Origin of the sequence: Halopseudomonas sp. (genome assembly GCF_036960865.1) — a bacterium.
GTDB lineage: Bacteria > Pseudomonadota > Gammaproteobacteria > Pseudomonadales > Pseudomonadaceae > Halopseudomonas.
In genome coordinates this window covers 218,746-231,884 of the sequence record NZ_JBALWE010000003.1, presented here as the reverse complement: position 1 = coordinate 231,884, position 13,139 = coordinate 218,746, and the positions used below count along the sequence as shown (strand labels likewise).

7 protein-coding genes are annotated in these 13,139 nt (G+C 59.0%); 5 read left to right on the top strand and 2 right to left on the bottom strand.

All coding sequences use genetic code 11. The annotated features are described in order from the left end of the window. The first annotated feature begins 169 nt into the window (after positions 1–169). The 5 genes from gltB (at position 170) to V7747_RS05615 (ending at position 9,563) form a co-directional block, all read left to right on the top strand. On the top strand, positions 170–4,618 hold the full coding sequence (gltB, locus tag V7747_RS05635; RefSeq protein ID WP_335615081.1) for a glutamate synthase large subunit: 4,449 nt from the start codon (positions 170–172) through the stop codon (positions 4,616–4,618). A gap of 102 nt (positions 4,619–4,720) precedes the next feature. Beyond that, on the top strand, positions 4,721–6,139 hold the full coding sequence (locus V7747_RS05630) for an FAD-dependent oxidoreductase (RefSeq protein WP_335615080.1): 1,419 nt from the start codon (positions 4,721–4,723) through the stop codon (positions 6,137–6,139). 118 nt (positions 6,140–6,257) lie between these two features. Next, positions 6,258–7,340, top strand: coding sequence for a uroporphyrinogen decarboxylase (gene hemE / locus V7747_RS05625; protein WP_335615079.1), 1,083 nt, complete (start codon positions 6,258–6,260; stop codon positions 7,338–7,340). A gap of 78 nt (positions 7,341–7,418) precedes the next feature. Further along, entirely contained in the window at positions 7,419–8,189 is a 771-nt protein-coding gene (locus tag V7747_RS05620; protein WP_335615078.1) for a ParA family protein, read from the top strand. Positions 8,190–8,288: 99 nt separating this feature from the next. Beyond that, entirely contained in the window at positions 8,289–9,563 is a 1,275-nt protein-coding gene (locus V7747_RS05615; RefSeq protein WP_335615077.1) for a bifunctional O-acetylhomoserine aminocarboxypropyltransferase/cysteine synthase, read from the top strand. Positions 9,564–9,607: 44 nt separating this feature from the next. Here the strand turns inward: V7747_RS05615 and V7747_RS05610 are convergent, their stop codons facing one another. Together V7747_RS05610 and selO are read right to left on the bottom strand one after the other, a co-directional pair. Beyond that, the gene (locus V7747_RS05610; RefSeq protein WP_335615076.1) at positions 9,608–11,401 is read right to left on the bottom strand and encodes an SLC13 family permease; all 1,794 of its coding nucleotides are present in this window, start codon (positions 11,399–11,401) and stop codon (positions 9,608–9,610) included. 151 nt (positions 11,402–11,552) lie between these two features. Beyond that, positions 11,553–12,983 carry a protein adenylyltransferase SelO gene (gene selO / locus V7747_RS05605; protein WP_335615075.1) on the bottom strand — a complete coding sequence of 477 codons (1,431 nt, stop codon included), beginning with the start codon at positions 12,981–12,983 and terminating at the stop codon, positions 11,553–11,555. Positions 12,984–13,139 lie beyond the last annotated feature (156 nt).

The following is a 13,139-nucleotide window of genomic DNA, read 5'->3' as shown; positions in this document are numbered from 1 at the left end:
CTATTTACGACATTTGAATACGTCCATGCGGCATTGTGGCCCCAAAAAAAATTGTGGCCCTGTGGACTGCTGTGTACAATTACTCCCCTTTTGTCCGGCGCCGAGCCAGATCAATTCTTGTTTGATTCTCGTAAGCGCTTGAATTCAATAGTTTTTTGAGAGTGTGCCTATGAAAGCAGGTTTATACCAGCCTGATCAGTTCAAGGATAACTGTGGCTTTGGCTTGATTGCCCACATGGAAGGTCAGCCCAGTCATCACTTGCTCCAGACGGCTATTGAAGCCCTGACATGCATGACCCATCGCGGCGGTATCAACGCCGACGGCAAGACCGGTGACGGTTGTGGTCTGCTGATCCAGAAACCGGATCGCTTCCTGCGCGCAGTTGCCCAAGAGCAGTTGTCTGTCGACTTGCCTGCCCAGTATGCTGTCGGCATGGTCTTTATGGGGGCCGATGAAGCGGCTTCAAGCGCTGCTCGGCAAGCTTTTGCCGATGCGTTGGCTGATCAGGGGCTGACCAGCCTCGGTTGGCGTGAGGTACCAGTCGATGAGACTGTGCTTGGGCCCTTGGCTCTGAGCAGCATGCCGCGTATCGAACAGTTGTTTGTGTCTGGCGAAGGCCTTGATGAGCAGCAGTTCGGCGTCAAGCTGTTCTATGTGCGCCGCAAGGCCGAGATTGCCATGCAGGCCGATAGCAACTTCTATGTTTGCAGCCTTTCGCACAAGGTCGTCTCATATAAAGGCCTGATGATGCCCGCCGATCTGGATAAGTTCTATCCGGATCTTGGGGATGACCGCATGGAAACCGCGATCAGCGTTTTCCATCAGCGCTTCTCTACCAACACGCTGCCCAAGTGGCCGCTGGCACAGCCTTTCCGTCTGGTCGCGCACAACGGTGAAATCAACACCATCACTGCTAACCGCAACTGGGCGCACGCGCGTCGCAACAAGTTCACCAATGATCTGATGCCTGACCTTGAGAGCCTGGCTCCACTGGTTAATACCACCGGGTCTGACTCCTCCAGTATGGATAACATGCTGGAGCTGTTGATCACCGGCGGTATGGATTTGTTCCGCGCCATTCGTATGGTTGTTCCGCCAGCCTGGCAAAACGTTGAGACCATGGATGCCGACTTGCGTGCATTCTATGAGTACAACTCCATGCATATGGAGGCTTGGGACGGCCCCGCCGGCATCGTATTGACCGAAGGTCGTTACGCAGTCTGCCTGCTCGACCGTAACGGTCTGCGCCCGGCGCGCTATGTTGTGACCAAGAACGGTTACATCACGCTCGCTTCTGAAATCGGTGTTTGGAACTACCAGCCGGAAGACGTGATCAGCAAGGGCCGTGTAGGTCCTGGGCAGATCCTGGCGGTGGATACGGAAACCGGTGAAGTACTGCATACCGACGACGTGGCTGACCGCCTCAAGTCGCGCCATCCTTATCGCAAGTGGCTGAAGGAAAACGCTCTGCGTATTCAGGCCAAGCTGGATGACCGCGATCACGGCTCTGACTTCTTGTCTGCTGAGCGCCTGAAGCAGTACATGAAGATGTTCCAGGTCACGTTCGAGGAGCGTGACCAAGTGCTGCGTCCGCTGGCCGAAAACGGTCAGGAAGCGGTCGGCTCGATGGGCGATGATACGCCCATGGCGGTGCTGTCCGGTCGTGTACGCTCGGTTTATGATTACTTCCGTCAGCAGTTCGCACAGGTCACCAACCCGCCGATCGATCCGCTGCGCGAAGCCATCGTGATGTCGTTGGAAACCTGCCTCGGCGCTGAACGCAATGTCTTCGAAGAAACGGCTGATCACGCCAACCGTGCGATTCTCAGCTCGCCGGTGATTTCGCCCGCCAAGTGGCGGACCATTATGCATTTGGAGCGCCCCGGCTTTGCCGTGCACACCATCGATCTGAATGCGGATGAAACGCTGCCCTTGGGCGAAGCAGTGCGCGATATTGCCCTGCAGGCCGAAGCTGCGGTGCGTGAAGGTAAATCCCTGATTGTGCTGAGCGACCGTGCGATCGAGTCCGGCAAACTGCCGGTACACGCTGCGCTGGCTGTTGGTGCCGTTCATCACCACCTGACCACCGTAGGTATTCGCTCCGAGTGTAATATCCTGGTCGAAACCGCGACTACCCGCGATCCGCACCATTACGCTGTGCTCGTCGGCTTTGGCGCCACCGCGGTTTATCCGTATCTGGCCTACGAAGTGCTGGGGGACCTGCTGCGCACCGGTGAAGTCATCGGCGATCTTTATGAGGTGTTCAAGAGCTACCGCAAGGGCATTTCCAAAGGCCTGCTGAAGATTCTGTCGAAGATGGGGATTTCCACCATCGCCTCTTATCGCGGCGCGCAGCTGTTTGAAGCTGTGGGCTTGGCCGATGAAATCGTGGACGTCTGCTTCAAGGGTGTGGCGAGTCGTATTCAGGGCGCGCGCTACCAAGATCTGCAGGCTGAGCAGTTGCTGCTGGCCAAGGAAGCCTGGAACCCGCGCAAGTCCATTCAGCAGGGAGGCTTGCTGAAGTTTGTATTCGGCGGCGAGTATCACGCCTATAACCCTGACGTTGTGCGTGCCTTGCAGGACGCGGTTCAGGGCGACAGCTACGACAAGTATCTGGAGTACGCTGCGCTGGTGAATAACCGTCCGGTTGCGTCCCTGCGTGACCTGCTCAAGGTGCGTGACGACCAGGCATCTATCGAGCTGGATCAGGTTGAGCCGCTGGAGCAGATTTTCAAGCGCTTTGACTCTGCTGGTATCTCGCTGGGTGCCCTCTCGCCAGAGGCGCACGAAGCTATCGCTGAGGCGATGAACCGTCTTGGCGCACGCTCCAACTCTGGTGAGGGCGGCGAAGATCCCGCGCGTTATGGCACCGAGCGTACTTCGCGCATCAAGCAGATCGCTTCCGGTCGCTTTGGCGTGACCCCTGAATATCTGGTCAATGCCGACGTGCTGCAGATCAAGGTTGCCCAGGGCGCCAAGCCGGGTGAGGGTGGTCAGCTGCCGGGTGGCAAGGTTAACGAGCTGATTGCTCGCCTGCGCTATGCCGTGCCGGGGGTGACGCTGATTTCACCGCCGCCGCACCACGATATCTATTCTATTGAAGACTTGTCGCAGCTGATCTTTGACCTCAAACAGGTCAACCCGGCCGCGCTGGTCTCGGTCAAGCTGGTTTCCGAGCCGGGCGTCGGCACCATCGCCGCTGGCGTAGCCAAGGCCTATGCCGACCTGATCACCATTTCTGGCTACGACGGCGGTACCGGCGCATCGCCGCTTACCTCGATCCGCTACGCCGGCTCACCCTGGGAGCTCGGTTTGTCCGAAGCGCACCAGACCCTGCGCGGCAATGATCTGCGCGGCAAGGTACGGGTGCAGACCGACGGTGGTCTGAAGACTGGTCTGGATGTAATCAAAGCCGCGATTCTGGGCGCCGAGAGTTTTGGTTTTGGCACCGGCCCGATGATCGCGCTGGGTTGTAAATACCTGCGTATTTGCCATCTGAACAACTGCGCAACCGGCGTCGCGACTCAGAACGAGCACCTGCGTGATAATCATTACATCGGTACCGTCGAGATGGTGATGAATTACTTCACCTATGTCGCGACCGAAACGCGTGAGTGGTTGGCCAAGCTGGGTGTCAGCACTCTGCAGGAGCTGATCGGGCGTACCGATCTGCTGGAAATCCTTCCAGGCAGCACCAGCAAGCAGCAGAATCTGGACCTCGAGCCGCTGCTTTTCAGCAAGGACGTTTCGGCTGACAAGCCGCAGTTCTGTGAGCAGCCACGCAACCCGCCATTCGACAAGGGCGAAACCGCCGAGAAGATGGTCGAGATGGCGCGTGCCGCTATCGATGGTCGCACGGGTGCCGAGTTCGAGATGCGTCTGACCAACTGCGACCGTTCCATCGGTGCGCGGGTTTCGGGCGAGATTGCCAAGGTGCACGGTAATCAGGGCATGGTGGGTGCGCCCATCACCTACCGCTTCAAGGGTACTGCGGGTCAGAGCTTTGGTGTGTGGAACGCCGGTGGCCTGCACATGTATCTGGAAGGCGATGCCAACGATTACGTCGGCAAGGGTATGACCGGCGGCAAGCTGGTGATAGTGCCGCCGAAGGGCAGCCCGTTCCGCTCCGAGCAAACGTCCATCATTGGTAACACCTGCCTGTACGGATCGACCGGTGGCAAGCTGTTTGCAGCAGGTATCGCGGGGGAACGCTTTGCTGTGCGCAACTCCGGTTGCCACGCGGTGATTGAAGGCGCCGGTGACCACTGCTGTGAGTATATGACTGGCGGTATGGTGTGCGTGCTAGGCAGCACCGGGCACAACTTTGGTGCCGGTATGACCGGTGGTTTTGCCTACGTACTGGACCGTGACAACAGCTTCTTTGACAAGCTGAACCATGAACTGGTCGAGCTGCATCGCATTAGCAGTGAAGCGATGGAAGTCTACCGCAGCCACCTTACCCAGGTGCTGACCGAGTACGTTGCGGAAACCGACAGTGCCTGGGGCGCTGAAGTGCTTGAGAACCTGGACGACTATATTCGTCGTTTCTGGCTGGTTAAGCCCAAGGCGGCAAGCTTGCGCGCACTTCTGACAAGTACCCGAGCCAACCCGCAATAACAAGACGGGACAGCAGCGACCGGGCGGCTTTTGCCGCGCGGTCAGCGATAGAGATTCGGCAGCGAACACCTGTGGGTGGTCCTGCACTGATGAGGTTTAGATATGGCAGACCGTTTGAGCAACGACTTCCAGTTCATTGACGTAGGTCGTGAAGACCCGAAGAAGCGTCCGCTGCGCGTGCGCAAGACTCAGTTCGTGGAAATCCATGAGCAGTTCAAGCCAGAGGAAGCGTCCGAGCAATCGCATCGCTGCCTGGAGTGCGGCAACCCTTATTGCGAATGGAAGTGCCCCGTGCACAACTTCATTCCCAACTGGCTGAAGCTGGTCTCCGAAGGTAACATTCTGGAAGCTGCGGAGCTATCGCACCAGACCAACACCCTGCCGGAGGTCTGTGGCCGTGTATGCCCACAGGATCGCCTGTGCGAAGGCGCCTGTACGCTGAATGACGGTTTTGGCGCGGTGACCATCGGTAATGTCGAAAAGTACATCACCGATACCGCCTTCGCCATGGGCTGGCGCCCCGACCTGTCGAACGTGGTTCCCACCGGCAAGCGGGTCGCCATCATTGGTGCAGGGCCGGCCGGCCTTGGCTGTGCCGACGTGCTGGCTCGCGCGGGCGTGAGCCCGGTAGTGTTCGATCGTTATCCCGAGATCGGCGGCCTGCTGACCTTTGGCATCCCCGAGTTCAAGCTGGAAAAGTCGGTGCTGTCACGTCGTCGCGAAATCTTTGAAGGTATGGGTATCGAGTTTCGTCTGAACACCGAGATCGGCAAGGATGTCGCCATCGACGATCTGCTCGCCGAGTACGACGCGGTCTTCATGGGTATGGGTACTTACACCTACATGAAGGGCGGCTTCCCAGGTGAAGACCTGCCTGGCGTGTACGATGCGCTGGACTTCCTGATTGCCAACGTCAACCGCAACCTGGGCTTCGAGAAATCACCTCAGGACTTTGTCGACATGAAAGGCAAAAAGGTGGTGGTGCTCGGTGGTGGCGATACCGCCATGGACTGTAACCGTACTTCGATCCGTCAGGGGGCTACCTCGGTAGCCTGTGCTTATCGCCGCGATGAAGCCAACATGCCGGGTTCGCGCAAGGAAGTGAAAAACGCCAAGGATGAAGGTGTGAAGTTCCTGTTTAACCGTCAGCCGATTGCGATTGTGGGTGAAGATCGGGTTGAGGGTGTGAAAGTGGTCGAGACGCGCCTGGGCGAGCCAGATGCGCGCGGTCGCCGCAGCCCCGAGCCGATTCCAGGCTCCGAGGAAGTATTGCCGGCCGATGCGGTGATCATCGCCTTCGGTTTTCGACCCAGTCCGGCGGACTGGTTTGCCGACAAGCAGGTTGATACCGACAGCCAGGGCCGCGTGGTGGCTCCAGAAGCTGGTCAGTACAAGTTCCAGACCAGCAACCCGAAGATCTTTGCCGGCGGCGACATGGTGCGTGGTTCCGATCTGGTGGTTACCGCCATCTGGGAAGGGCGCCAGGCGGCTGAGGGTATTCTCGAGTACCTCGAGCTGTAATCAGTACCTGGTACAACAACAAGGGCGCCTGCGGGCGCCCTTGTTGTTTTCGGGTGCCTGATCTTTGCCGGCAATCCCGGTACAATGCCCGCTGACCCGGTAACTGGATACCCTCCCCATGACTGAACTCAAGAATGATCGCTTTCTCCGTGCTCTGCAGCGCCAGCCGGTCGACGTTACACCGGTTTGGATGATGCGACAGGCCGGTCGCTACCTGCCTGAGTATCGTGCATCGCGGGCGCGAGCGGGTGACTTCATGGGGCTGTGCACCAATCCCGAGATGGCCTGTGAGGTAACCTTGCAGCCGTTGGAGCGTTACCCATTGGATGCCGCCATTCTGTTCTCCGACATCCTCACGATTCCTGACGCCATGGGCCAGGGCCTGTATTTCGAGGCGGGCGAAGGGCCGCGTTTTCGCAAGGTGATCAACACCGCTGCGGATATCGAAGCGCTAAGCGTACCCGACCCGGAGCAGGATCTGGGCTATGTGATGGGCGCTGTGCGCACTATCCGTCGCGAATTGAACGGGCGGGTCCCCTTGATCGGCTTCTCCGGTAGCCCCTGGACGCTGGCCACCTACATGGTCGAGGGCGGCTCCTCCAAGGATTTTCGCAAGACCAAGGCGATGCTTTACGATCAGCCAGAGGCCATGCATCTGCTGCTCGACAAGCTGGCTGACTCGGTCATCAGCTACCTGAACGGACAAATTATGGCCGGCGCTCAGGCGGTTCAGATCTTTGATACCTGGGGCGGCAACCTGTCGGCCGATGCCTATCAGAAATTTTCGCTGGCCTACATGCGCAAGATCGTTGCCGGGCTGATCCGCGAGCACGATGGCCGCAAGGTGCCGGTCATCCTGTTCACCAAGAACGGTGGTCTTTGGCTGGAAAGCATCGCCGAGGCCGGTGCCGACGCCCTTGGCCTCGACTGGACCATGGATATCGGCGTGGCGCGTTCGCGCGTGGGCGCCAAGGTCGCACTGCAGGGCAACATGGACCCCACGGTGCTGTATGCCAAGCCGGCAGCCATTCGCGCCGAAGTGGCGCGTATTCTGGCCAGCTATGGGAAGGGCAGTGGCCACGTCTTCAATCTGGGGCACGGCATCACCCCGGAAGTCGACCCCGCACACGCCGGTGCTTTCATCGAAGCAGTACACGAGATGTCAGCTATTTATCACGATTCAACTGCTATCGTCGGCTGACAGGGCTTGCCCGGCCTCGCGCCGGGCCCGATACTGAAACGGTTGCTTACCAACAGCTATGGGTACAAGGAGAGGCGTATGCGCAGGGTGGTTTTCAACCAGAAGGGCGGTGTCGGCAAATCCAGTATTGCCTGTAACCTGGCAGCGGTCAGTGCGGCTGCAGGCTATAAGACCCTGGTAATCGACCTGGATCCGCAGGCCAACTCCAGTCACTATCTGCTGGGCCAAGGCATGGCCGATATTGACACGACCATCGCCGAGTTTTTTTCACAGACGCTGTCCAGCAGCCTGTTCGGCAAGAAAGCCGAGCAGTTCGTGGTAGAAACCCCTTTTGAGAATCTCTGGCTGATGCCAGGTAGTCCTGAGCTGGCTGACCTTCAGCATAAGCTGGAGTCACGCTACAAGATTCAGAAGCTGCGCAAACTGCTCAAGGACCTGAAAGACAGTTACGAGCGTATCTACATTGATACTGCGCCTGCTTTCAATTTCTACACTATGTCCGCGCTGATCGCCGCCGATCGGGTATTGATACCTTTCGATTGCGATGCTTTCTCGCGCCAGGCGCTCTACGGTCTGCTGGCTGAGCTCGAAGATGTACGTGAGGAACACAACGAGGACCTGGAGGTGGAAGGGATTGTCGTCAATCAATTCCAGCCGCGCGCTGCGCTGCCGCAGCAGATTCTCGATGAGCTTATTGCCGAGGGCCTGCCAGTGCTACCGGTGTATCTGAACAGTTCAGTGCGCATGCGCGAGTCGCACCAGGCCTCTACGCCACTGATCTTCCTTGATGGCCGGCACAAGCTGACGCAGCAGTTCATGGCCCTGCACGATCATCTTGAGCAAAAGTAAGCGCCGCTGTTGTCGCGCTATAACGCGACTGTGGTTTGATTGACCGGCGGGCTCCCCTTCTGCATGCTCGGCGCTGGACCTCATAACAAGGACAGCGCCATGAAACTGGAAACGCTCGCCATACACGCCGGTTACACCCCCGACCCCACAACGCACGCCGTGGCCGTGCCGATTTACCAGACTACATCCTACGCCTTTGACGATACGCAACACGGCGCCGACCTGTTTGACCTAAAGGTGCCGGGCAACATCTATTCGCGCATCATGAACCCCACCAATGACGTGCTCGAGCAACGCGTCGCGGCGCTGGAAGGTGGCGTTGGCGCATTGGCGCTAGCCTCCGGCATGGCGGCGATCACCGCCGCGATTCAAACTCTGGCAGAGGCGGGTGACAACATCGTATCGGTCGCCAAGCTCTATGGCGGCACCTATAACCTCTTTGCCCACACCTTGCCGCGCCAAGGGATTGAAGTGCGCTTTGCCGCGCATGACGATGTGGCCGCGCTGGAGCAACTGATCGATAGCCGCACCAAAGCGGTGTTTTGCGAGTCGATTGGTAACCCGTCAGGCAACATTCTGGATATTCAGGCGCTGGCCGATGCAGCCCACCGCCACGGTGTGCCGTTGATTGTTGATAACACTGTAGCGACGCCAGCACTGTGTCGCCCGTTCGAGTTTGGTGCCGACATCGTTGTGCACTCCCTGACCAAATATATGGGAGGTCATGGCACGACGCTGGGCGGGATAGTGGTGGATGGCGGCCGTTTTCCCTGGGCAGAGCACACTGAACGCTTCCCGCTGCTGAATACGCCAGACCCTTCCTACCACGGTGTGGTTTATACCGAGGCCTTTGGTCCGGCGGCTTTCATTGGGCGTTGCCGAGTGGTGCCACTGCGCAACATGGGAGCCGCGTTGTCTCCGTTTAACGCCTTCATGATCCTGCAGGGGATGGAAACGTTGGCACTGCGCATGGAGCGGCATTGCGACAACGCCCTGGCGGTGGCGCGTTATCTGCAGCAACACGATCAAGTGGCCTGGGTGCAATACGCCGGTCTGGAGGAGCATCCCGAGCATGCCCTGGCGCAACGCTATATGGGCGGTAAGCCGGCTTCTGTGCTGTCGTTTGGTATCAAGGGCGGACAGGCAGCCGGGGGGCGCTTTATTGATGCTCTGCAGCTGGTTGTGCGCTTGGTCAACATCGGCGATGCCAAGTCGCTGGCATGCCACCCGGCTTCGACTACCCATCGACAGCTCGATGATGAGGAGCTCGCCAAAGCGGGTGTGCCCCGTGACATGGTCAGGCTGTCCATTGGTATTGAGCATATTGATGACATTCTGGCTGACCTGGAGCAGGCACTAGCCGCGGCGCGCTGAGGCATGCAGCAATAACAAAGGGCACCCATGGGGTGCCCTTTTTTTCAGGGGAACAGCGGCCAGATCAGTGGGATGATCAGCGTGCCGGCGGCCCACATGATCAGGTTGAGCGGTACACCAATGCGCATGAAGTCGCTGAAACGGTATCCGCCAGCGCTGTAAACGAAGGTGTTGGTTTGATAGCCGATCGGGGTAGCGAAGCTGGCGCTGGCAGCAAACATTACCGCGACCACAAAGGGGCGTGGGTCGGCGCCGAGCTGCTGCGCCACGCCGATGGCGATAGGAGTAACCAGTACCGCGACTGCGTTGTTGCTGATGACCTCGGTCAGTACTGAGGTCATCAGGTAGATGAACGACAGCATGAACAGCGGCCCCAGTAGCGGCGACAGGGTCATCACGTGGCTTACTACTGTATCCACCAGCCCCACCTTGTTCATCGCGATGCTGATCGCCAGCATGCCGAAGATCAGCGTCAGGATGCGCCAGTCGATGGACTTGTAGGCATCTTCCGTATCGAGACAGCCGGTGGCGACCACCAGTGCAGCGGCAATCATCGCCAAGCCTTCGATGGGCATAATCTTGAGCGCAGCCAGCACCATGACCGCAACCACGGCGGCGATGGCAATCGGCGCCTTGTTGCGGCGGTAGGCGCGCTCCTGCACCGAGTTGAGGCTGATCAGCTCGCCGTTGTCGGCAAACTTCTTGATTTGTGCCGGGGTGCCTTCCACCAGCATGACATCGCCAAACTGCAGCTGAAATTCGTCCAGATTGTCCTGAATATTCTCGTTCTGGCGATGAATGGCCAGAACGTGAATACCGTAGCGCGCGGTCAGGTTGAGGTCGCGCATGGGGCGGTGGCTGTAACGCGAGTTGCGCCCCACGATGGCCTCGGCCAGCATCACGTCGCGGGTCGAGATGGTCTCGAAACTGGCGCTGTCTTCGCGATTGAACGCCAGTAGTCCGTTCTGCCGGAGTTCTACGAAGTCGCGCATGGTGGTGTGCAGCACCAGACGATCACCGGCGCGCAGCAGCGTATCGTTCAGAGGGGTGGACAGCTCGTCGTCGCCGCGAAAAATTTTCAGTACGCTGAGGCCGCTGTTGCCGTTGAGGTTGGCCTGGCTGATGGTCTGATTGATCACCGGCGAGTCATGCGGCACCAGCAGCTCGGTCATGAAGGTGCGCGCCTGATCCGGGCGCAGTTGGCGTGACAGGCTCTCGCGTTCGGGCAGCAAGCGATGACCAATCAGCAGAATAAAAGCCATGCCGATCAGCGCCAGAATGGCGCCGGGCAGGGTGATATCGAACATGCCGAAAGGCTCCATGCCCATTTGCCGGGCAACGCCATCGACCAGAATATTGGTCGAGGTGCCGATCATCGTCATGGTGCCGCCCAGAATGGTGGCGTACGACAGCGGAATCAGCATCTTCGAAGGCTTGCTGCCTACCTGGGTAGCCAACGCGATTGCCACTGGCGTGAGAATGGCAACCACCGGGGTATTGTTGATGAAGGTCGACAGCAGCAGCGCTGTCATCATCAGGCTGAACAGGGTCCGCCAGGGGCTGCCGCCGCCCATGCGCGAGAGCCAGTTGCCGAGCTTTTCGACGCAGCCGGTGCGCTCCAGTGCGGCTGACAGAATGAACATGCAGGCGATGGTGATCGGGGCGCTGTTGGACAGCACGCCCATCACCTCGGCGGGCGTCAGCAACTGGCTCACCAGCAGTATGGCCACGGCAATACCGACTACCACATCGGGGCTGAATTTCTCCCGTGCAAAGGCGTAAAACACCCAGCACAACAGCAGGGCAACACCGATCAGTGGCAACGATTCCCAGTTCATGGATTCCCGAATCTCGTATGGGGTGAGGGGGGTCCATTTGGCGGAACCCGGTTGGGCGCCACATTAAGAGGGATCTTTAGCTTTGTCCAAGTACAAAAACTGATTTTTATATACCTAAAAAGAATAAAAAATAAGCCAAGCATGGGCTGGCTCAGGATGAACAACTGATCTCCAGGCGACGCCCCCAATCCGGCGGGGCGGCCGCATAGTCGGCGTAGTTCGGTTGGGTGGAAAACGGCGTGGCCAGCAGTTCGTGCAAGGCGCGTACTTCGCTGAAGTCGCCTTGTTCGGCAGCGGCGATGGCGTTCTGTGCCAAGTAGTTGCGCAGCACATAGACAGGGTTTGCCTGCAGGGCGGCCTGTCGGGTTTCGCTGCTACCCTGGCGCTGCTGGTGTTGCTGCTGCCAGCGATCGAATGCGTCACGGTCAATGAAGTGGTCCCGTGCAGCGGTATCTCCTTCGGCCAGCAAACGCAGGCTGAGGTTGAAGTCGCTGCCGCTGTCCTGCATCAGTTGCAGCAGCTGCTCAATCAACGCGCTGTCGCCTTCCTCCGCGCCCTGCCAGCCAAGACGGCGGCGCATCAGATGCAGGTAGTGCTGCTCAAACGCCGGCATGAAGGTCGCGATCTCGGCCTTTAATGTATCGACCTCAATAAAGGGCGTCAGCGCCTGGGCCAGGCAGGCCAGGTTCCACTGTGCGATCGCGGGCTGGCGGTGAAAGGCGTAACGACCTTCGTGATCGGAATGGTTGCAGACGTGGTGGATGTCAAAGGCATCCATGAAGGCATAGGGTCCAAAGTCGAAGGTGATGCCAAGGATCGACATATTGTCGGTGTTCATCACGCCATGACAGAAACCGTAGGCCTGCCACCAGGCGATCATCTCGGCCGTGCGCTGCAAGACCTGCCGATACATGGCCAGTTCGGGTTGTGGGTCGCCGAGGCACTCGGGATAGCAGCTGCTCAGGGTGAAATCCAGCAGCTGGCGCAGGGCGTCGTGCTGGCGGGTGTAATAGAAGTACTCGAAATGCCCGAAGCGGATGTGTGATGGTGACAGACGCAGCAGCATGGCGGCGCGCTCTTCCCGCTCGCGATAGACCGGGTTGTCTCCCAGGGTGACACAGAGCGCTCGACTGGTCGGGATACCCAGAGCGTGCAGCGCTTCTGAGGCGAGAAACTCGCGAATCGAGGAACGCAATACGGCTCGGCCATCGCCCATGCGCGAATAGGGTGTGCTGCCGGCACCCTTCAGGTGAAGGTCCCAGTGCTCGCCGGCCTGATTGACCACTTCGCCCAGCAGCAGGCCGCGGCCATCGCCCAGCTTGGGGTTATACGCGCCAAACTGATGGCCCGAGTACACCATGGCACGCGGCTCGGCCGTGCTCCAGATCTTGTGGCCGGCAAACAGCTCGGTGAAGAGTTCGCTCTGTGCTTCGTCCGCGTCCAGGTCAAGCAAGGCCAGGGCACTGGCGCTACTGACCACCAGCCGCGGGTTGCTCAAGGGCTCGGGGCTGACCCGCGTCGAAAAGGTGTCGCCCAGACGGGCAAAGCGATTGTCGAAGTGCAGGTCTGAAAGCAGCGGCAAGGGACATCCTTCTGCGCAGCGGCGCAGGTCTTGAAGTGTGGGTGCCATGCTAACGCATGACCGCTGGGTCATGTTCCCTGTGTTATGGTCGTGCATCAAGCGATGTAATGGTGCCTGTGACATCTTGACCTTGCCCCAGCAGATCCCTAGTGTTCA

Excerpts from the sequence above, each read along its gene's own strand:
- gltB (WP_335615081.1), top strand. The coding sequence starts at position 170 with ATGAAAGCAGGTTTATACCAGCCTGATCAGTTCAAGGATAACTGTGGC.
- V7747_RS05630 (WP_335615080.1), top strand. The coding sequence starts at position 4,721 with ATGGCAGACCGTTTGAGCAACGACTTCCAGTTCATTGACGTAGGTCGT.
- hemE (WP_335615079.1), top strand. The coding sequence starts at position 6,258 with ATGACTGAACTCAAGAATGATCGCTTTCTCCGTGCTCTGCAGCGCCAG.
- V7747_RS05620 (WP_335615078.1), top strand. The coding sequence starts at position 7,419 with ATGCGCAGGGTGGTTTTCAACCAGAAGGGCGGTGTCGGCAAATCCAGT.
- V7747_RS05615 (WP_335615077.1), top strand. The coding sequence starts at position 8,289 with ATGAAACTGGAAACGCTCGCCATACACGCCGGTTACACCCCCGACCCC.
- V7747_RS05610 (WP_335615076.1), bottom strand. The coding sequence starts at position 11,401 with ATGAACTGGGAATCGTTGCCACTGATCGGTGTTGCCCTGCTGTTGTGC.